The organism is Streptomyces mesophilus (genome assembly GCF_040300965.1).
GTDB classification, from domain to species: Bacteria; Actinomycetota; Actinomycetes; order Streptomycetales; family Streptomycetaceae; genus Streptomyces; species Streptomyces mesophilus_A.
The window spans coordinates 16,917-37,910 of sequence record NZ_JBEPEW010000037.1 but is presented as its reverse complement, the minus strand read 5'-3'; the positions used below and the strand labels follow the sequence as shown (position 1 = coordinate 37,910).

16 protein-coding genes are annotated in these 20,994 nt (G+C 69.5%); 13 read left to right on the top strand and 3 right to left on the bottom strand.

What is annotated here, in order from left to right:
• Nucleotide 1 precedes the first annotated feature (1 nt).
• Nucleotides 2-1,777: a glycoside hydrolase family 35 protein gene (locus ABT367_RS16085; RefSeq protein WP_352253693.1), complete on the bottom strand. Its 1,776-nt coding sequence runs from the start codon at nucleotides 1,775-1,777 to the stop codon at nucleotides 2-4.
• A gap of 132 nt (nucleotides 1,778-1,909) precedes the next feature.
• Between ABT367_RS16085 and ABT367_RS16080 the strand changes: the two genes are divergently transcribed.
• Nucleotides 1,910-2,830 carry a helix-turn-helix domain-containing protein gene (locus ABT367_RS16080; RefSeq protein ID WP_352253691.1) on the top strand — a complete coding sequence of 307 codons (921 nt, stop codon included), beginning with the start codon at nucleotides 1,910-1,912 and terminating at the stop codon, nucleotides 2,828-2,830.
• A 23-nt stretch (nucleotides 2,831-2,853) separates the two neighbouring features.
• Here the strand turns inward: ABT367_RS16080 and ABT367_RS16075 are convergent, their stop codons facing one another.
• Nucleotides 2,854-3,177: a chorismate mutase gene (locus tag ABT367_RS16075; RefSeq protein WP_165334321.1), complete on the bottom strand. Its 324-nt coding sequence runs from the start codon at nucleotides 3,175-3,177 to the stop codon at nucleotides 2,854-2,856.
• A 164-nt stretch (nucleotides 3,178-3,341) separates the two neighbouring features.
• Between ABT367_RS16075 and pepN the strand changes: the two genes are divergently transcribed.
• The 4 genes from pepN to ABT367_RS16055 all read left to right on the top strand — a co-directional run bounded on the left by pepN (nucleotide 3,342) and on the right by ABT367_RS16055 (nucleotide 10,229).
• Nucleotides 3,342-5,840, top strand: coding sequence for an aminopeptidase N (gene pepN / locus ABT367_RS16070; protein WP_352253689.1), 2,499 nt, complete (start codon nucleotides 3,342-3,344; stop codon nucleotides 5,838-5,840).
• A gap of 191 nt (nucleotides 5,841-6,031) precedes the next feature.
• Nucleotides 6,032-7,429: an RNA-guided endonuclease InsQ/TnpB family protein gene (locus tag ABT367_RS16065; protein WP_352253688.1), complete on the top strand. Its 1,398-nt coding sequence runs from the start codon at nucleotides 6,032-6,034 to the stop codon at nucleotides 7,427-7,429.
• A complete protein-coding gene (locus ABT367_RS16060; RefSeq protein ID WP_352253686.1) occupies nucleotides 7,426-8,817 on the top strand; it encodes a pyridoxal phosphate-dependent decarboxylase family protein in 1,392 nt (463 codons plus the stop codon). The genes ABT367_RS16065 and ABT367_RS16060 overlap by 4 nt, the downstream gene beginning before the upstream one ends.
• Complete coding sequence (locus tag ABT367_RS16055; protein WP_352253684.1) at nucleotides 8,814-10,229, top strand: lysine N(6)-hydroxylase/L-ornithine N(5)-oxygenase family protein; 1,416 nt, start codon at nucleotides 8,814-8,816, stop codon at nucleotides 10,227-10,229. Before ABT367_RS16060 ends, ABT367_RS16055 begins: the two co-directional genes overlap by 4 nt.
• A gap of 91 nt (nucleotides 10,230-10,320) precedes the next feature.
• Here the strand turns inward: ABT367_RS16055 and ABT367_RS16050 are convergent, their stop codons facing one another.
• Nucleotides 10,321-12,126 (bottom strand): bifunctional metallophosphatase/5'-nucleotidase, encoded by a 1,806-nt coding sequence (locus ABT367_RS16050; RefSeq protein ID WP_352253682.1) that lies wholly within the window; start codon nucleotides 12,124-12,126, stop codon nucleotides 10,321-10,323.
• 204 nt (nucleotides 12,127-12,330) lie between these two features.
• Here ABT367_RS16050 and ABT367_RS16045 point away from each other — a divergent pair, with 204 nt between their 5' ends.
• The 8 genes from ABT367_RS16045 (at nucleotide 12,331) to ABT367_RS16010 (ending at nucleotide 20,994) form a co-directional block, all read left to right on the top strand.
• Nucleotides 12,331-13,035 carry an SIMPL domain-containing protein gene (locus ABT367_RS16045; protein WP_352253680.1) on the top strand — a complete coding sequence of 235 codons (705 nt, stop codon included), beginning with the start codon at nucleotides 12,331-12,333 and terminating at the stop codon, nucleotides 13,033-13,035.
• 88 nt (nucleotides 13,036-13,123) lie between these two features.
• Nucleotides 13,124-13,633 carry a cupin domain-containing protein gene (locus ABT367_RS16040; protein ID WP_352253678.1) on the top strand — a complete coding sequence of 170 codons (510 nt, stop codon included), beginning with the start codon at nucleotides 13,124-13,126 and terminating at the stop codon, nucleotides 13,631-13,633.
• Nucleotides 13,634-13,840: 207 nt separating this feature from the next.
• Nucleotides 13,841-15,277 carry a pyruvate kinase gene (pyk, locus tag ABT367_RS16035; protein ID WP_352253676.1) on the top strand — a complete coding sequence of 479 codons (1,437 nt, stop codon included), beginning with the start codon at nucleotides 13,841-13,843 and terminating at the stop codon, nucleotides 15,275-15,277.
• A 157-nt stretch (nucleotides 15,278-15,434) separates the two neighbouring features.
• Entirely contained in the window at nucleotides 15,435-15,917 is a 483-nt protein-coding gene (locus ABT367_RS16030) for a hotdog fold thioesterase (protein ID WP_352253674.1), read from the top strand.
• Between the two features lie 146 nt (nucleotides 15,918-16,063).
• A complete protein-coding gene (locus ABT367_RS16025; RefSeq protein ID WP_352253672.1) occupies nucleotides 16,064-16,504 on the top strand; it encodes a hypothetical protein in 441 nt (146 codons plus the stop codon).
• 420 nt (nucleotides 16,505-16,924) lie between these two features.
• On the top strand, nucleotides 16,925-18,142 hold the full coding sequence (locus ABT367_RS16020; protein ID WP_352253728.1) for a branched-chain amino acid ABC transporter substrate-binding protein: 1,218 nt from the start codon (nucleotides 16,925-16,927) through the stop codon (nucleotides 18,140-18,142).
• 96 nt (nucleotides 18,143-18,238) lie between these two features.
• A complete protein-coding gene (locus ABT367_RS16015; RefSeq protein ID WP_352253670.1) occupies nucleotides 18,239-19,165 on the top strand; it encodes a branched-chain amino acid ABC transporter permease in 927 nt (308 codons plus the stop codon).
• 5 nt (nucleotides 19,166-19,170) lie between these two features.
• Nucleotides 19,171-20,994: a branched-chain amino acid ABC transporter permease gene (locus ABT367_RS16010; RefSeq protein WP_352253668.1), complete on the top strand. Its 1,824-nt coding sequence runs from the start codon at nucleotides 19,171-19,173 to the stop codon at nucleotides 20,992-20,994.

Sequence of the window (20,994 nt, the reverse complement as noted above, 5' to 3'; positions counted from 1 at the left end):
CTCAGCTCAGCCGCACCGCCCGCTCGGCCGCCGCCCCCTCCAGCTCGAGCACCCACACCTCATTGCCCCCCTCGCGCAGCACCGGCCCGGGAACGTACAACGCGTCCTGCGGACCCACCGACCAGTAGCGCCCCAGGTTGAACCCGTTGACCCATACGAACCCCCTTGTCCAGCCGGGGAGTTCGAGGTGGGCGTCACCCGGGCCGTCGACCTCGAACGTGCCGCTGTACAGGCCGCGCGCACCCGGCTCCCCGGCGGGCGGCTCCTCTGCAGGGCGCAGCGCCACTGTGCCGATGCCTTCGTCGAACGCGTCGAGCCGCAGCCCCCGGGACCGTACGCCGTGCAGATACTGCCGTTCGTGCAGCACCCCTTGCGTGATGCCCTTCGATTCGCCCACCAGCGGGCCGTAGTTGACCCGGCCGAGGGACTCCACCCACAGCTCGACCACCGCGGGGCCCGGGACCTCGGTCTCCAGGACCGGGGCCGCCTCCGTGAGAACGCCGGCCCGCTCCCCGTCCACGTACACGACCGCGCGGTCCCGCAGGCCGCGCACGCTCAGCGGATACGCCTTGCGCGGCCCCGGCACCTCGAAGCGGTAGCGGACCAGGCCCCGGTCGACGTCCAGGTCCTCGAAGGCGGGCGGCGCCCCGGTGACCGTCTCCGGGCCGCCGAGCGCGGACAGCACGTCGTCGAGCGGGGCCCACGAGTCCAGGGAAGCGCTCACGGACGCGCCCAACTCGGCGGGCCGGGCAGGGAGTTCGGGCAGCGGCCCCTGTGCGTACTCGGCGAGGACCTCGCGGAAAGCCCAGAACTTCGCGGTCGGCCGGCCCTGCTCGTCGATCGGGGCGTCGTAGTCGTACGAGGTGACGTCCGGCTGCAACTCGCCGTCGTGCAGGCGCCCGCTGCGGTTCGCGCCCGACCAGCCGGCGAAGTTGGTGCCGCCGTGCGCCATGTAGATGTTCACCGAGGCACCGCATTCGAGGATCTCCCGCAGCGTCGCCGCCGCGTCCTCAGGAGTGCGCGCGGCCTCCTTGCCGCCCCAGTGCGAGAACCAGCCGCACCAGTACTCCATGCACATCAGCGGCCCGGCCGGCTGATGGCGGCGCAGCGTCTCGAAGGCGGTGCGGGCGTCGGAGCCGAAGTTGACGGTGGCGAGCACGCCAGGGACCGAGCCGCCCGTGAGCATATGGTCCTCGGGCCCGTCCGAGGTGAACAGCGGGACCTCCACGCCCAGATCGCGCAGCACGTCGGTGACATGGCGCAGATACGTCGCGTCGCTCCCGTAGGAGCCGTACTCGTTCTCGACCTGCACCATGATCACAGGGCCGCCGCGGTGGATCTCACGGGCCACGACCTGCGGCATGAGGGCCTCGAACCAGCGGTCCACCAGCCGCAGATACCCGGGGTCGCAGGTGCGCGCCCGGACGCCGAGCGGACCGGTCACCCAGTGCGGGAGCCCGCCGTTCTCCCACTCGGCGCAGATGTACGGGCCCGGGCGGACGATCGCCCACAGACCGGCGCGGGCCGCCGCGTCCAGGAACCGCCCCAGGGCCTCGACGTCGTGGTAGGCGCCGGGGGAGGGCTCGTGCAGATTCCACGGGACGTACGTCTCCACACAGTTGAGCCCCATCGCCCGCAGCATCCCGAGCCGGTGGTCCCACTGCTCCTCGTGGACCCGGAAGTAGTGCAGCGCACCGGAAAGCAGCCGGACCGGCCGCCCGTCCAGCTCGAAGTGCTCGTCGCCGACCCTGAATTCGGCTGCCTGGGAAGTAGTCATGCCGCCCGCCCCTTGGTTTGTGCTGGTACAGCGCCAGATTCACCCCCTGGCGGGGCGCCGGTCCATGGACAAAGATCGGGTGTGCTTGCACTGCAGGCACGAACGAAAGCGGCCTAGAAGGGGCAACCCCCCATGAACCACACGTATCACACGTGGATGCGGTACTTCACCCCCGGTCCCGTGCACCACCGCCTCGGCCTGGTCTGCCTCGGCGTGGGGCTCCAGTACGGGGCGCTGCCGCCCGTCGGGCCGCGCACCCTCGACCACCATGTCGCGATGGTCATCTGCTCCGGCGGCGGCTGGTACCAGCTGCCCGACGGGCGGCGCCACACCGTCACCGCGCCCGCCCTCGTGTGGCTGCTGCCGGGAGTGCCCCACCAGTACGGAGCCGACCCCGACACCGGCTGGGACGAGGCCTTCGTCGACTTCACAGGCCCGGCGACCGCCACGTACACCGAACTCGGGTACATCGAACCGGACCGGCCCGTCGTCCCCCTCGGCGACAGCGCACCCGCCCGCGCCGTCGTCACCCGGATCGCACGCGCCGCCCGCGTCGGCAACCCGCTGCTCGAGGTCGAGACCGGCGCCGCCGTCCATGAACTCCTGGTCGCGCTGCGCCGCTCCCGCGCCGACCTCGCCCCCGACGGCGACCCCGTGCTCCAGGCGCTCGCCCGCGACGCGTATCTGCCGCTGTCCGTCGCCGAACACGCGGCGCGCCTGGGCATGACACCCACCGAACTGCGCACCGCCGTACGCCGCGGATCGGGCTGCAGCCCGAAGGACTACCTGCTCTCGATACGCCTCGGCCGCGCCAAGGAACTCCTCGCCGCGACCGAACTCCCGGTCGCCGCCGTCGCCCGCCGTGTCGGCTACGACGACCCCGCGTACTTCTCCCGCCTGTTCACCCGCCGCGTCGGCCTGGCCCCGATCCGCTTCCGCGAACAGCAGTCCCGTACGGTCCCCGGCGGCTGGTCACAGCAGATCCCGGACCCGTCGGACCCGCCGATGCTGGGCGCGTGCGAAGGAGACGTCGAGGAGGCCGGGGTGCGGTAGCGCGGTGCGGCCGGGGCTCGGGATCAGTTCTCCGCGGCGCCCGCGATCTGCTCGTGGTGGCGGATCACCTCGCTGATGATGAAGTTCAGGAGCTTCTCCGCGAACGCCGGGTCGAGCTTGGCGTTCTCGGCGAGCGCGCGCAGGCGGGCGATCTGGTGCGACTCGCGGGCCGGGTCGGCCGGCGGGAGCTGGTGGGCGGCCTTGAGGTGGCCGACCTGCTGGGTGCACTTGAAGCGCTCGGCGAGCATGTGCACGACGGCCGCGTCGATGTTGTCGATGCTGTCGCGCAGCCGGGCCAGCTCGGCCTGTACGGCGGGGTCGATCGGGGAGGTGTCACGCGTGGTCATGGGACCGGAGCCTACGTCGAAGGGGCACCGGGCCGCCCGGCTGTCCACACTCTGCCGATCTTCAGGGCCCGCCCGCACGCGGAGGCAGCGCTCGACCGCCCCCGAAGATCCCCCGCCCCCGGCCCCCTCTGTGCTCGGATCGGCACATCAGGCAGCATGTCCCCATGTCCGTACTGACGCGCGACGAAGCGCAGACCCGAGCCCGACTCCTCGAAGTGCAGCGTTACGAGGTCACCCTCGACCTCACGCGCGGCGAGGAGACGTTCGACTCCCGTACCGTGATCCGCTTCACCGTCCGCGAGGCCGGTGACACCTTCGTCGACCTCAAGGCCGTCGCGCTGCGCGAGGCCGCCCTGGACGGACAACCGCTCGACCCCGAGTCGTACGCCGACGGCCGGCTGCCCCTGAAGCACCTCACCGCAGGCGCGCACGAGCTGACCGTCGACGCCGAGATGCGCTACTCGCGCACCGGCGAGGGCATGCACCGCTTCACCGACCCCGCCGACGGCGAGACATACCTCTACACACAGCTGTGCATGGACGACGCCCAGCGGGTCTTCGCGGCCTTCGACCAGCCCGACCTCAAGGCCGTCTTCGCGTTCACCGTCACCGCGCCCGAAGGCTGGACCGTCCTCGGCAACGGCATCGCCAAGGACGAGGGCCAGGGCCGCTGGACCGTCGCGGAGACCCCGCGGATCTCCACCTACCTCGCCGCGCTCGCCGCGGGCCCGTACCACTCGGTGCGCACCGAGCACCGCGGCCTGCCCTTCGGCATCCACTGCCGCCGCTCGCTCGCGCCCCACCTGGACGTGGACGCCGACGAAATCCTCGACGCCACCAAGGCGCTCTTCGACCGCTACCACGAGAAGTTCGACGAGCCCTACCCGTTCGACTCGTACGACCAGGCCTTCGTGCCCGAGTTCAACGCGGGCGCGATGGAGAACCCGGGCCTGGTCACGTTCCGCGACGAGTTCATCTACCGCTCCGCCGTCACCGACACCGAGCGCCAGACCCGCATCATGGTCATCGCCCACGAGATGGCCCACATGTGGTTCGGCGACCTGGTCACGCTGCGCTGGTGGGACGACATCTGGCTGAACGAGTCCTTCGCCGAGTACATGGGCTACCAGGTCACCTCCGAGGTCACCCGCTTCAGCGACACCTGGACCGACTTCGGGATCGCCCGCAAGACCTGGGGTTACGACTCCGACCAGCGCGGCAGCACCCACCCCGTCGCCCCGAAGCCCGAGCTCGTCCCCGACACCGGCGCCGCGCAGGCCAACTTCGACGGCATCTCGTACGCGAAGGGCGCCTCCGCACTGCGCCAACTCGTCGCCTGGCTCGGCGACAAGGACTTCTCCGCGGGCATCAACGCGCACTTCGCCCGCCACAAGTTCGACAACGCCACCCTCGCCGACTTCATCGACAACCTCGCCTCCGTCACGGACCGCGACGTCCACGCATGGGCCCGCGTCTGGCTCGGCACCACGGGCGTCGACAAGCTGACCCCGGCGGTCACCGAGACCGGCAACTCCTGGCAGCTCACCGTCACCCGCGAAGGCAGCCGCCCGCACCGCATCCAGGTCGCCGCCTACGAGCCCGACCTGCAGGACGACGGCGCCCTCGTGCTCCGCGAGCGCTTCGAGCTCGACATCGCCGCCGAGCGGACGGAGACGACCCGCCCCGGCCGCAGGCCCGCGCTCCTCGTCCTCAACGACCAGGACCTGACGTACACGAAGATCCGCCTCGACGAGCAGTCGCAGCGGACCGCCCTGAGCCAGCTCTCCGGCATCCCCGAGACGCTCAACCGCACGGTCCTGTGGAACGCCCTGCGCGACATGGTCCGCGACGGTGAACTCGCCCCGGCCGCCTACCTGGAGGCGGCCCGCGCCCACCTCCCCAAGGAGCGCGATCTCGCGATCGTGCAGGGCGTCCTCGCGTTCGCCGGGGGCCAGATCGCCGACCGCTATCTCGCCCCCGAGGACCGGCCGGCCGGACTGACCCTCCTGTCCGACCTGTGCGAGGACATCATCCGGCTCACCGAGGACGGCTCCTCGCCGGGTGCGCGCCTGACCGCCGTACGCCACTTCATCGACCACGCCCAGCGCGCCGACGTCATCCGTGCCTGGTTCGACGAGGGCACCGTCCCCGGCGGCCCCGAACTCGACCCGGAGCTGCGCTGGCGGCTGCTCACCCGGCTCGCGGTGCTCGGCGCGATCGACGACGACGTGATCGAGGCCGAGCTGCTGCACGACCCCAGCGCCACCGGCCAGGAAGGCGCCGCCCGCTGCCGCGCCGCGCTGCCCGACCCGGTCGCGAAGGAAGCAGCGTGGGAGGCGATGTTCGGCGGCGCGGACGCCCTGTCCAACTACCTGTTCGTGGCCACGGCCCAGGGCTTCTGGCAGCCCGAACACCTCGACCTCGTCCGCCCGTACGTGACCCGCTTCTTCACCGACGCGGTCGCCACCGCCAAGCGCCGGGGCCCGGCCCTCGCCGACGGCATCGGCCGCCACGCCGTGCCGATCGCCGTGGTCGAGCCGGCCACGCTGGAGCTGGGGGAGCGGTGCCTCGCCGAGGGCAGCGACGTACCGCCGCCCCTGCGCCGCCGCCTGGCCGACCACATGGACGATCTGGCCCGGGCGCTGCGGGTGCGCGGGGCTTAAGTCGTACGAGGTGAGGGGGCGTCGACCATGTGCCGACGCCCCCTCTGCGGCGTTGCGGTGGGCCTCAAACAAGGGTGGAGTCTAAGGAGTTGGCATCTCTGACCCCGGCTAGTTCGCGCGTCTGTTCAGTCGTTCGGGTGAGTTGCCGCGCTTACACAACGTGAACTTGATCACGTGGCTACGTTGGCGGCATGTCACGTTTTCGGATGTATCCGACGCCTGCGCAGGCGCAGCAGATGCTGCTGCATTGTGCGCACGCGAGGTATGTCTGGAACCTGGCTGTGGAGCAGCACGCGCACTGGACGCCGGGCCGGGGACCGGCTCCGGGTTTCGTGCAGCAGTGTCGTCAACTGACGGAGGCGCGGCGCGAGAACGAGTGGCTCGGGGCTGGGAACGCGGATGTGCAGCAACAGGCGCTGAAGGACTTCGCGAGAGCCAAGCAGGCCCGCTTCAGATCCGGGTTCGGTGAGCCGACCTGGCGTAAGAAGCATGTACACGAGGGCTTCCGGGTCATCGGCACCGACCGGGTGCCGGAGTTCGAGCCGGACGGCAGCCGCAAGCTGAATGCCAAGGGAAAGCAGGTGATGGGTCGCTCAGTCGTGGTCCAGCGGCTGAACCGGAGGTGGGCTCGGGTGAAGGTTCCGGGTTGCGGCTGGGTCCGCTTCCGCCTTACCCGTCCGGAACTACCGGACGCGAAGACGTTCCGCGTCACCTCTCGCCACGGCCAATGGCACGTGGCTTTCGCGATCATCCCGGAACCGATCCCCGCGCCCGGCACGGGCCGGGTCATCGGCATCGACCGGGGCGTGATCATCACCGCGGCTCTCTCCGACGGCCGCAGGTTGAACTGCCCGCAGCTCACGACGAAGGAGCGGGCGCAGATCCGTAAACACCAGCGCCGTGCGGCCCGCGCCCCCAAGTGCAGCGAGCAACGGAGGACCGAATACGCGGCGGTCGCCAAGCTCAAGGCCAGGGAGGCGAACCGGCGCAAGGATTGGGGTGAGAAGACCTCGACGATGCTGGCCCGAAGCTGTGACCTGGTGCGATTCGAGAAGTTGAACGTAAAGACCATGACCCGCTCGGCAAAAGGGACGGCTGAGCGGCCAGGACGACAAGTCGCGCAGAAGGCCGGATTGAACCGGGCCATCCTCGCCCAGGGGTGGGGCCTGCTCCGCCAACGCACTGAACAAAAGGCCCCCGGACGGGTAGAGGACGTCCCTGCCCCGTACACCAGTCTGCGGTGCAGCGCCTGCGGTTGGATCGACAAGAACTCGCGCAAGAGCCAAGCCGAGTTCGTCTGCTCCTCCTGCGGCTTCACCTGCAACGCGGACACAAACGCAAGCATCAACGTCGCGGCAGGACAGGGCGGTATCCCCGCCCCCGGCGCACAGCCGGTGCCGGAGGGGCGGCAACGGCAACCCGCCGTTCGAACGCCCGTGAACCTCAACCCGTCTGGGCTGAAATCTCCCCGTCAAGAGGGAGAGGATGTCAATTTCGAGTTGCGCTCGTTTATCCCCGCGGGCGCCACCGCACACCACGCTGGAGGTCCCGCACACGGAACGCCCCCGTTCGAAGGACAACCAGCATGAGCAGCCCACCCCTGGCCGGAGGCGTCACCGGCCACGACGGCCTGCGGCCGCTGCTTGCCACCGTCCTCGACGCCCTCGCCGAAGGCGCCGCCACGCGTGGCGGCCCGCTGCCCGACGGGGGACCGGAAGCCGTCGAGCAGCGGGTACGGAAAGCGGTCGACGATGTGCTCCCGGAGCAGGGGCAGGGCGCCGAAGAGGCCCTGCACACCCTCGTCGCGCTGATGGCGGCAGGCGCCGCGGACCCCGCAGAGCCGCTGTGCGCCGCGCATCTGCACGCGCCACCGCTCGCGGTGGCCGCCGCCGCGGATCTCGCGGCCAGTGCGCTCAACCCCTCGATGGACTCCTGGGACCAGGCACCGGCCGCCTCCGTCCTGGAAGGACTGGTGACCCGGGCGCTCGCGGCCGAGGTGTACGACTCGGGTGGGGACGCCCTCACCACCACCGGCGGCACCGAATCCAACCAGCTCGCCCTGCTGCTCGCCCGTGAACTCCTCGGCCCCCTCCAGGTGTTGGCGGGCGCCAACGCCCACCACTCCCTGCACCGCGCCGCCTGGCTCCTCGGCCTGCCCGAACCCGTCACCGTCCCCGCCCCCGCGGGGCTCCTCGACCCCGCCGCGCTCGACGAAGCCCTCACCGAACTGCCCGGCCCGAAACTCGTCATCGCCACCGCCGGCACCACCGACGCCGGGCTCATCGACCCCCTGGACGAGATCGCCGACCTGTGCGCCGCCCACGGGGCCCGGCTGCACGTCGACGCCGCGTACGGCGGCGGGCTCCTGTTCAGCCGCACGCACCGGGGAAAGCTCCGCGGTCTCGAGCGAGCCCACACCGTCACGCTCGACCTGCACAAGCTGGGCTGGCAGCCCGTGGCCGCCGGCTTCCTCGCCGTACGGGACAGCGGCGACCTCGAGCCGCTCGGCCACCGCGCCGACTACCTCAACGCCGAGGACGACACCGAAGCGGGCCTGCCCGACCTCCTCGGCCGCTCCCTGCGCACCACCCGCCGCCCCGACATCCTCAAGACGGCCGTCACCTGGCGGGCGCTCGGCCGGCAGGGTCTCGGCGAGCTGGTCGACCAAGTCTGCGCCCTCGCGCAGGAGTTCGCCGCCGCGATCGAGGCGCACGACGGTTTCGAGCTGTACGACCGGCCCGCCCTCAGCACCGTCCTGTTCAGGCCCCGCGCGGCCACGGACGACGACCTGGCGTCCGTACGAAGAGAGCTGCTCACCGAAGGGCGCGCCGTACTCGGCCGCGCCCGCCTCGACGGGCGGCTCTGGCTCAAGGCCACCCTGCTCAATCCGTACACCTCGAGCGGCGAACTGGCCGCACTGCTGCACCTGGTGGAACGCCACCTCGTAGAACCTGTGGAAGGACACACGCCCCGATGACCCTGCCGATGAACAGCGGTGCCCCGGCCCCCGAAGAGCCCCAGGACCTGGTGGGCATCGGCATCGGGCCGTCCAATCTGTCGCTCGCCGCCCTCGCGCACCCGCTGACCGAACTGCGCACCGCGTTCTACGAGCAGCGGCCCGGCTTCCACTGGCACCCCGGTCTGCTCATCGAAGGCGCCACGCTCCAAGTGCCCTTCCTCGCCGACCTGGTGACCCTCGCCGACCCCACCAGCCCCTGGAGCTTCCTCAACTACCAGCGCGAGCAGGAACGGCTCTTCCCGTTCTACTTCGCCGAGAAGTTCCACATCCAGCGCTCCGAGTACGACGCGTACTGCCGCTGGGTCAGCGGGCAGCTGCCCGGGCTGCACTTCGGCCACCAGGTCGACGCGGTGCGCTGGAACCCCGAACGCTCCCTGTTCGAGGTCGACTTCACCCAGCTCGACGCCGAGGGTGAGGCCGAGGCCCTAGGCCGCACGTACACCCGCAACGTCGTCCTCGGCGTGGGCACCGCCCCGTATGTGCCGCAGACGCTGCGGCCGCTCGTCGAGGTGCCGGGCGTGCCGGTGATCCACGCGGCCGACTACCTCGCCGCGCGCGACACCCTCCTGGCCGCCGAGCACGTCACCGTCATCGGCTCGGGACAGTCGGGGGCCGAGATCTTCCTCGATCTGCTCAAGGCCCGGCCCGCCGGCGCCGAGAAGATCCACTGGCTGGCCCGCACCGAGGCGTTCGCGCCCATGGAGTACTCCAAGCTCGGGCTCGAACACTTCACCCCGGACTACACCGGCTACTTCCACGCCCTGCCCGAAGCCGTACGCGACCGGCTCGTGCCCGCCCAGTGGCAGCTGCACAAGGGCATCGACACCGACACCATCGCCGCCATCCACGAGGAGCTCTACCGGCGCACCCTGGGCGGCGGCTGGCCGGACGCGACCCTCACTCCCGGCGTCACCGTCCGCACCGCGGGACGGGTCGGCGCCACCAAGGTCGAGCTGCACCTCGAACACGCCCAGCAGGGCACCCGGTCCCGGCTCACCACCGACGCCGTGGTGCTGGCGACCGGCTACCGGGAGCGGCCGCTCGACCAGATGCTCGCGGGCCTGGACTCGTACATGCGCAGGGACGGTTCCGCACGGCCGCGGATCAGCGAGGACCACCGGCTGCTCCTCGACCCGTCCGTCACCGGGTCGGTGTACGTGCAGAACGCGGAGCGGCACACGCACGGGGTGGGCGCTCCGGACCTCGGTCTGATGGCGTGGCGCAGCGCGTCGATCCTCAACACCCTCACCGGCAACCAGCCGTATGTGCTGCCCAAGCGGACCGCGTTCACCACCTTCGGTCTCGACCCTGCGGCACTGGAACGCCGCGAGCCGGAGCGCAAGGGGACGCTCGTACCGCTCAAGGGCTGATTGCGCGAGGAGGGGGCAGGTCCTTCGCGGACCGGCCCCCTCGCTTTCGTGCGGGCCCTTCCTCGTACGAGCCCTTCCTTGTACGGGCCCGTCAGAAGACCGGCACGCCGTCGCGCGTCAGCTTCCAGTCCACGGAGGCGAACGCGGCGGGATCGACCGTGCCCTTCGCGGTCACCCACTGGATGATCGTGTTGCGGATCTCCTCCGAGTTCGACCACACCTGCTTGGCGCCGGGGACGTGCGGGAAGTTGCCGCCGCCGCTCGCCCGGTAGTTGTTCACCGCGAGCACGAACTCGGCGGCGGGGTCGAGCGCCTTGCCCTGGAACTGCAGGTTCACGATGCGGGAGCCGACCGGCTTGGCGATGTCGATCTCGTACGTCACGCCGTACACCGCGTCGTAGTTGTAGTCCGGGATGTTCTCGGCGTTCGTCAGCTTCGCCGGGTCCACCGCGCCGCCGGCCGGGGTCTGCACGTAATAGCGCGCCGAGTACTCCAGGTACTCCTTCAGCTGCGCACCCGTGATGACTCGCGCTTCAAGGGTGTTCTCGAACGGGTACAGGCCGGCCGCGTCACGGATGGTCACCTCGCCCGCCGGGATCGCGGCGGTCCGCGAGAAGCACGAGGCCTGCGAGATCACCGGCAGCGCGGCGTAACTGCCGCCCGCGAGCGCCGCCTTGACCGTCTCGGCCTGCACATGGCTGATCAGGTCGATGATCGGCACGTCCTTGTAGGGGCCCTCGGCCGTCGACATCGCCGCGAGGGACGTGCCGATGACCTGGTTCACATACGCCACGACCTTCTCGTGCTCGTCCCCGAGCAGCCCCGTGATCGCCGGGTCCTCCTCCACCGTGTTCGAGTTGAGCACCTTGGCCGCGACCTTCTCGACCGTCCAGCGGCCCTTCGCCCACACGAGATCGAAGTCGAACAGGGTCAGGCGCTGGCCCCACTTGAGGGGTTCGGAGAGGACGACCTGCGCGCCCGTCTCCTTGTTCGTGACGAAGTACTCCGGGATCTCGGTGTGCGCGTGGCCCACCAGGATCGCGTCGATGCCCGGCACCTGCTCGGCCACCAGACCCGCCGCGTTCTCGATGTACGGCAGCTGATCACCGTACGAGGACGTGCCCGACGAACCGCTGTGCGCCGAGACGATCACCACGTCCGCGCCCATGGACCGCAGCTTCGGCACCCACTTCGCCGCCTGCTCCTCGAGGCCCGGGAAGGTCATCTTCCCCTGCACGTTGGCCTTGTCCCAGATCGCGATGCCGGGGTTCGTCAGACCGAGGACCGCGACCTTCACATCGCGCCCGTGCGGGGTCCGCAGGCGGTGCATGCTGTACGGCGCGAAAGCCGGGCGCTGCGTCTTCGCGTCCAGCGCGTTGGCGCCGAGCAGCGGGAAGTCGCACTGCTCCTCGAACTTCCGAAGCACCGGAATTCCGTAATTGAACTCGTGATTCCCGAGCGCCGCCGCGTCATAACCGATGCGGTTCATCGCCTGCGCCATCGGGTGCACCGGACCACGCGCCGCCGTGATCGGGTCGACCTTCGCGTAGTAGTACGACAGCTGCGTGCCCTGGATCGTGTCGCCCGCGTCGATGAGCAGCGTGTTGCGCCGGCCCTTCTCCTCGCGCACCTGGTTCACCAGGGTGGAGATCTTCGCAAGGCCCACATCGTTGTGCGCCTTGTCGTCGAACTCCTTGTCCGTGAAGTAGTCCCAGTTGAAGACGTTTCCGTGCAGATCCGTCGTGCCCATCACCGTGAACGAGTACCGCTTGACGCGCCCCTTGCCTGCGGCGGGCGCAGCGGCCGGTTCGGCGGCGGCCTGAGCCGAGGCGCCCGCGGCCAGCGCGACTCCCGTCGCGGCCGACGTACCGAGGAACGTCCTTCGATCGAGCGGCATTTCGTCTCTCCCTTGTGAAGCGGTTCTGCTTGCGACGCAGCCCTGTGCAACGCGCGTAGATTTCCACATCTGTAACGCGCGTAGATTCTGCACCGCCGACCCCACCGGGCAACACCCTCAGCGCGTTGCGATCCGATGTCTCCCCGATGTCGGAAGCGGGTGCAACAGTGACGAACACGCCCGCAACCACCGGAGAGGAACCCCGTGGACGAGACCACTGCCTTCACGCCCTACGGCACCCCCGAGTCGCCCCGCGTAGCCGTCAGCGGCGAGGCCCGGCTCGAGGTCGAGCCCGAACTCGCGCGGATCAGCGTCACCGTCCTCGCCCGCGGCACCGACCGGCGCAGCGCTCTCGACGACCTGACCCGGCGCAACGCCGCCGTGCTCGACCTCATCAAGGGGTACGGGGACGCCGTCGAGAAGCTGGAGACCGGCGCCCTGTCCATCAGCCCCGAACTGGGGCGCCACGGACGCTCCGAGCGCGTCCGCGCGTATCACGGGCGGGTCCATCTCACCGCCGAGCTCACCGACTTCACGGCGCTCGGCGAGCTCACCACCCGCCTCGCCGACCTCGAGCTCACGAGCGTCGACGGGCCCTGGTGGGAGCTGCGCCCCGACTCGCCCGCCTACAGCGAGGCGCGCCGTATGGCCGTGCACGAGGCGGTCCAGCGCGCCCGTGCCTATGCCGACGCCCTCGGCACCCGTCTCGACGCCCTGGTCGAACTCGCGGACGTGGGCGCCGAACCGCCCATGCCCTACCGCCAGTCCATGCGCGGCATGCAGGTCGCGTCCTACGACTCCGCCGTCGCCGAGGACGCCTCCGCACCGCCCCTGGACCTCGAACCCCAGCGCCAGACCGTCTACGCCACCGTCAACGCCCGCTTCACCATGCATCCGCCGCAGCTTTAACCATCCCGGCGCGCTGTGGTCCGCCGCCGGTGTGTGGCGCGAGCATGCTTCCCAGGCATCGACATCGCTGATTCCAGGGGGAGTTCTCATGACCGACGGACTGGTCCTCGAACCGGGTACGGGACAGCTGATCGGCAACTCAGGCATGAAACTCAAGATCGGCGCGGAACAGTCCCCGCGCTGGTCCGTCTTCGAAGCCGTCATACCGCCCGGCTTCGACGTCGGCGCCCATCTCCACTACGCGGCCGAGGAGCTGTTCTACATCCTCGACGGCGAACTCGATCTGCTCGCCTTCGAGCCGCGCCTCCGCACCGAGGGCGACTGGCAGCTGTGGGAGTCCGCCGACGGCAGGAAGGTCGCACGCGGCGGACCCGGCAGCCTCATGTTCGTCCCGTCGGCCTGCCCGCACGCCTTCGCCAACCCCGGCACCACGCCCGCCCGGCTCCTGCTGCACGTGGCGCCCTCCGGGCATGAGGACTACCTCGACGAGGTCGCCGGCCTCATGAGTGCGGGCGGCGTCCCCGACCCGGATGCCCTTCGGGAGCTGCGCGCCCGGCATGACCTCCATCAGCTGACGCCGATGCGTATCGGAAGCTGACGCCGATGCGCATCGGAGGAAGCGCGATCAACAAGTGAAGGAAAGCCCGCACAATCGAGCAGGCAACGGGCCTTCGGCGTAAGGGAAATGCTCATCGGAGCGCCCCCGCGCACAATTCAACACTTGTCAATAACCTTTCACGTAAAGGTTGTTGAGTAGTCATGCCCAGCCAATTCTCTACCCGCCGGTAAGCCCTAGGCTCGAACCATGCGCCGAGCAAAGATCGTCTGTACCCTGGGGCCCGCCACCGACTCGTACGACCAGATCAAGGCACTGGTCGAAGCCGGAATGGACGTGGCCCGCTTCAACCTCAGCCACGGCACCTACGCCGAGCACGAGGAGCGCTACCAGCGCGTGCGGAAGGCCTCCGACGAGACCGGCCGCAGCGTCGGCATCCTCGCGGACCTTCAAGGCCCGAAGATCCGCCTCGGCCGCTTCAGCGAAGGTCCCGTACTCCTCGAACGCGACGACGAGTTCACCATCACCGTCGAAGAGGGCGTCGAGGGCGACCGCCAGACCTGCGGCACCACCTACGGCGGACTCGCCTCCGACGTGACCGCCGGCGAGCGCATCCTCGTCGACGACGGCAAGGTGTGTCTCGAGGTCACCGAGGTCGACGGCCCCCGTGTCCGCACCCGCGTCGTCGAAGGCGGCATGGTCTCCGACCACAAGGGCCTCAACCTCCCGGGCGTCGCGGTGTCCGTGCCCGCGCTCTCCGAGAAGGACCAGGAGGACCTCCGCTGGGCGCTGCGCATCGGCGCCGACGTGATCGCCCTGTCCTTCGTGCGCAGCGGCCGCGACATCGAGGACGTGCACCGCATCATGCGCGAGGAGGGCCGCCGCCTCCCCGTCATCGCCAAGGTCGAAAAGCCCCAGGCCGTCGAGAACATCGACGACATCGTCGCCGCCTTCGACGGCATCATGGTCGCCCGCGGCGACCTCGGTGTGGAGATGCCGCTCGAGCAGGTGCCGATCGTCCAGAAGCGCGCCATCAAGCTGGCCAAGCGCAATGCGAAGCCGGTCATCGTCGCCACGCAGATGCTGGACTCGATGATCGATAACTCCCGCCCCACGCGCGCCGAGGCCTCCGACGTGGCGAACGCGGTGATCGACGGAACCGACGCGGTGATGCTCTCCGGCGAGACCAGCGTCGGCAAGTACCCCATCGAGACGGTCAAGACGATGGGCCGCATCGTGGAGGCCGCCGAGGAGGACATCCTCGCCAAGGGCCTGCCGCCGCTGACCGAGCGCAACAAGCCCCGTACGCAGGGCGGAGCCGTCGCCCGGGCCGCCGCCGAGATGGGCGACTTCCTGGGCGCCAAGTACCTGGTCGCCTTCACACAGTCCGGTGACACGGTCCGGCGCCTGTCGCGCTACCGCTCCCCGATCCCGCTGCTCGCCTTCACGCCGGACCCGGCCACCCGCTCCCAGCTCAACCTCACCTGGGGCGTGGAGACCTTCCTCGGCCCGCACGTGGACTCCACGGACGCGATGGTCGCCCAGGTCGACGAGCTGCTCCTGAAGTACGGGCACTGCGCCAAGGGCGACGTGGTCGTGATCACGGCGGGCTCCCCGCCCGGCGTCGCGGGCTCGACCAACCTGGTCCGCGTCCACCACATCGGCGAGGACGACGCACCGCGCTGAGACCCGGGGCCCGTCTTGTGGATCAGGCCCCCGGCCCGGCGAACGTCACCACCGCCAGGGGTACCGCCTAAGCGTTCGCTCAGTCATCCTGATAGGACGGTGCACACGGCACGCACCGCCGTGAGCGCAGTCCGACCAGAACTGGAGCGAGACCCCCATGGGCGAGAAGAACGAAGTCAGGTTCCCGCAGGAAGTCATCGACGAGTACGCGGCGCTCGGCGTGGACCTGCCCGCCCTGTTCTCGGCCGGCCATCTCGGCACCCGCATGGGCGTCGAGATCAAGGAGGCCGCGGCCGACCGCGTCGTGGGCACCATGCCGGTCGAGGGCAACACCCAGCCGTACGGACTGCTGCACGGCGGCGCCTCCGCCGTGCTCGCCGAGACCCTCGGCTCGGTAGGAGCCATGCTGCACGGCGGCTCCGGCAAGATCGCCGTCGGCGTCGACCTCAACTGCACCCACCACCGCGGTGCCCGCTCGGGCCTCGTCACCGGGGTGGCGACGCCCGTGCACCGGGGGCGTACGACCGCCACGTACGAGATCGTCATCTCCGACGAGCAGGACCGGCGGGTGTGCACGGCGAGGCTGACGTGTCTGCTGCGGGACGTGAACCCGAGCGACGCGGCGCGGGTGCGCGACTGACACCCGGCACCAACTTCCTTGAGGGGCACCCCGATTGCTACGGGGTGCCCCTTTCGTATACGCCTGCCGAGCCGGCCGCCGGTTTGCGCATCCTTGGTCCGCACGACCCTTGCCCCCTGCACCCACCGCTCATTAGCTTCACCGGCATGAGGCCCGCCGCCCGCAGCCGAGCACTCCTCACCCTCGCGGCCGCGTATGCCATCGCAGCTTCCCTGGCCGGGTGTTCGGGCCCGGACGACGACCGTGCCCGGCCGGACCCGTCCCCGCGCACCAGTTCCGATACGGAGATCTGTATCGCGCTCGTCGGCTACTGGTCGAAAGAGGTCTTTCTCGAACGTCCCACCTCGGGCCGGGATTTCATGCAGAAAGGCCTCTCCAACGGACAGAACGAGATCCTGCTCGGCGCCGTCGACGCGGCACAGAAAGAGCGCAAACGGACCGATACCGATGCCGCCCTGAAGGTGCTCGACGCATACGTGGAAAAGGGATGCGTGGAGCGCTACCGGAACGGAAAGCCCACCGAGGGCATCTGGCGCGAACCGAGCTCGACCCCGCCCGGGGGCGGCCCCGCATCACCCTCACCCTGAGTAGTCACCGCAGTGGGGACGGGCACATTCCGTTCATGCCGGTAATCAAACTCCGCATTTTCCGGAATCCCTTATTCAGGCTGGAGGATTCCCGGCAGGTGTCAGGAGCAAGATCCCCTCAAGCCCCTTAGCGGAACAGCCACTTCTCACTATGTGAACACCAGAAACACGGCCGAGAAGTCCGTTTGGCCCGCACTGTTCCGCCGGGAATTCAAAGCTCATAACAAGAGAGTCACATCTGCCCTTCCCAGGTCCCCAGGCCCGTCACCTGCGCTTAGAGTCACGGCCAGTCACCGCGCCGCCGGGCGCGAACTGAAGAGCACGGCCTTGTACCACCACCAGTACGGCCCGGCGATCAGTACGGCCCTCACGTCGAGGAAGCCGGCGCCAGGGAAAGGACCCATCGTGCGTAACCGTTCCTTGCTCATACTCACTTCGGTGTTGACCACCGGAGCTCTCACCCTCACCGCTTGTGGTTCGCGCGACGACGGCAACGGCGACAAGGGCGGCGACAAGACCACCGTTGTCATCGGCGTCGACTCGCCGACCTCCGGCGACCTGTCCGCCCTGGGTCTGGGCATCAAGAACTCCGCCGACCTCGCGGCCAAGACCGCGAACAAGGAGGAGTACGTCAAGGGCATCGAGTTCAAGATCGAGGCCAAGGACGACCAGGCCCAGCCGAACGTCGGCCAGCAGAACGCCGCCGAGTTCATCGGCATGGACGACGTCGTCGGCGTCGTCGGCCCGCTGAACTCCAGCGTCTCGCAGTCGATGCAGAAGCCGTTCAACGACGCCGGCCTCACCCAGGTCTCCCCGGCCAACACCGGCACCGAGCTGACCCAGGGCGACGGCTGGAAGACCGGCGACAGCAAGCGCCAGTTCAAGACGTTCTTCCGCACCGCCACCACGGACGAGGTCCAGGGCGCGTTCGCCGCGAACTACCTGTACAACACGGCGAAGATCAAGGACGTCTACCTGATCGACGACCAGAAGACCTACGGCGCCGGCCTCGCCGCGTCGTTCAAGGAGAACTTCACCAAGCTCGGCGGCAAGATCGTGGGCAGCGACCACGTCAACCCCGAGGACCGTGACTTCAACGCGGTCGTCACCCAGGTCAAGAAGACCGGCGCCAAGGCGGTCTACTACGGCGGCGAGTACCCCGCGGCCGGTCCGCTGAGCCAGCAGCTCAAGGACGCCGGCAACAAGATCCCGCTCATGGGCGGCGACGGCATCTACAGCGCCGACTTCATCAAGCTGAACAAGAAGGCCGAGGGTGACCTCTCGACCTCCGTCGGCAAGCCCGTCGAGCAGCTCGACTCCGCCAAGAAGTTCATCGCGGACTACAAGGCGGCCGGCTACAAGGACGCCTACGAGGCCTACGGCGGCTCCACCTACGACGCCACCTGGGCGATCATCGAGGCCGTCAAGATCGCGGTCGAGGGCAACGACGGCAAGCTCCCCGAGGACGCCCGCGCCAAGGTCCTCGAGGCCATGTCCAAGGTCAAGTTCTCCGGCGTCACCGGTGAGGTCTCGTTCGACGAGTTCGGCGACACCACCAACACCATGATGACCGCCTACCAGGTCGAGAAGGGCGCTTGGGCCCCGAAGTTCAGCGAGGCGGTCAAGCCGCAGTCGTAGTCCCGCTCTCCCCGACTCATTGACCCAGACCGCGCGGGAGCGCTACCAGCGCTCCCGCGCGGTGCCATATCCGAACCACTCCACGGAGGCCTTGCGGTGAACGAACTGCCGCAGCAGCTGGCCAATGGACTCATCCTCGGCGCGATGTACGGTCTCATCGCAGTCGGCTACACGATGGTCTACGGCATTGTCCAGCTCATCAACTTCGCCCATGGCGAGATATTCATGATCGGGGGCTTCGGCGCCCTGACCATCCACCTCTGGTTCCCCGACGCCCCCCTGCTCGCGCTCATCCCGCTGATGATCGTCTTCGCGGTGATCTGCTCGGTCGCAGTCGGCGCCGCCGCCGAACGCTTCGCCTACCGGCCGCTGCGAGGCGCGCCGAGGCTGGCCCCGCTCATCACCGCCATCGGCCTCTCGCTCGTCCTCCAGCAGGCCATCTGGAAGTGGTACCCCGACGCGACGAAGGACCAGCCCTTCCCGCAGTTCGAGGGCGACCCCCTCTCCTTCCTCGGCGCCGACATCAAGGTGAACTCCCTGTTCATCCTGATCGCCGCCCCGATCTGCATGATCGCCCTCGGCTACTTCGTCAACAAGACCCGCGCCGGCCGCGGCATGCAGGCCACCGCGCAGGACCCCGACACCGCCAAGCTCATGGGCGTCAACACCGACCGCATCATCGTCATGGCCTTCGCCATCGGTGCCGCGTTCGCCGCGATCGCCGCCGTCGGCTACGGCCTCCACCAGGGCCAAGTCGGCTACCTCATGGGCCTCATCATGGGCCTCAAGGCCTTCACCGCGGCCGTGCTCGGCGGCATCGGCAACATCTACGGCGCCATGCTCGGCGGCATCGTCCTCGGCCTCGCCGAAGCCCTCGCCACCGGCTACATGGCCGACGTTCCCGGCATGGAACTCTTCGGCGGCGGCGCCTGGAAGGACGTCTGGGCCTTCGTGCTCCTGATCGTCGTCCTGCTCGTGCGGCCCCAGGGCCTGCTCGGCGAACGAGTCGCGGACAGGGCGTGAGAACCATGGCAACCATCACCAAGAACACCGCGGCCGACACCGGCAACACCGCGGGCCCCCTCGTCAAACTGCCCGCAGGCGGCGCCCGGCTCGTCACCATCGCGGGCTCCGTCATCGCCCTCGCCGGCACCTTCATGGCGTGGACCTGGACCTCCGAGTTCCCCGGCGACCTCACCGTCACCGGATACCCGGCCGGACTCCAGATGCTCGTCCTCGTCGGCGCCGCACTCACCCTGCTCTTCGCCCTCTCCGGCCAGGGCATCCGAGGCCTCGGCTGGCTCACCCCCGGCGGCGCCAACGCAGCCACCCGGCTCACCGCCCTCGGCACCCTGGGCACCATCGGCTACACCATGGGCGCCATCGCGGCCGAACTCGGCGGCGTCGTCAACCTCGAACCCGGAGCCTGGGTCACCGGCATCGGCGCACTCGTCGCCGCCGTCGGCGCCCTCGCCCTGCCCTTCGACCAGCCCTACCCGTCCGACGACCCCGACACCGGCGCATGGGCACGCTTCCGGCACAGCCTCACCGCGCCCCCGGCGCCGCGGGCCAAGGGCACCCTGCCCTCCTGGGCCGAAATCCTGATCATCGTCGCGGGCTTCGCCCTCGCCCTGATGGTCTTCACCTACGGCGTCGGCGCCGACACCAAAGAAGCAGAACCCTTCATCGGGTTCCTCATCACCGTCGGCTTCTGCTTCACCGCCGCCAACCGCTCCGGCCTCGTAAGCCGCCTCACCGCACTCACCCACAAGCACCGCACGGTCGCACTGACCGCCGCGTTCGCCGCCGCGCTCTGCTTCCCCTTCACCCAGGACAGCGACTACTTCGCACTCGTCGGGACCAACATCCTGATCTTCGCGACCGTAGCCCTCGGCCTCAACGTCGTCGTCGGCCTCGCCGGCCTCCTCGACCTCGGATACGTGGCCTTCCTCGGCGTCGGCGCCTACACCGCGGCCCTCGTCTCCGGCACCAGCTCCTCCGTGTTCGACGTGCAGTTCCCCTTCTGGGCCGCCGTCCTCACCGGCGCCGCAGCCTCACTCGTCTTCGGCGTCCTCATCGGCGCCCCCACCCTGCGGCTGCGCGGCGACTACCTCGCCATCGTCACCCTCGGCTTCGGCGAGATCTTCCGCATCACCGTCAACAACCTCAACGGCCAGGCCGGACCCGACCTCACCAACGGCGCCCAGGGCATCACCCAGATCCCCGACGTCCAGATCTTCGGCTGGGACCTCGGACAGCCCACCGAAATCCTCGGCTTCGAACTCGGCAGGAACGCCAACTACTTCCTGCTCATGCTGTTCTTCACCGCCATCGTCGTCACGGTGTTCCGACGCTCCGGTGAATCCCGCATCGGCCGCGCCTGGGTCGCCATCCGCGAGGACGAGACCGCCGCCACCGCCATGGGCATCAACGGCTTCCGCGTCAAGCTGATCGCCTTCGCCCTCGGCGCCACGCTCGCCGGCCTCGCCGGCGCCGTGCAGGCCCACGTCTCGTACTCCGTGACACCGGACTCGTACAAGTTCGCCAGTACGTCGCCGCCCAACTCGGCCTTCCTGCTCGCCGCCGTCATCCTCGGCGGCATGGGAACCGTCAGCGGACCGCTCATCGGCGGCGCGCTGCTCTTCCTCATCCCGGCCAAGCTCGGCTTCATGGAGAACTACCAGCTCCTCGCCTTCGGCCTCGCCCTGATCATCCTCATGCGCTTCCGCCCCGAGGGCATCATCGCGGACCGCCGCAAGAAGCTGGAATTCCACGACACCGGCCAACTCGACGTACCAGAACAACGATTGCCACCTGAAGGCGGCGTCAGTGCCACAAAGGCAGGGGCGTGA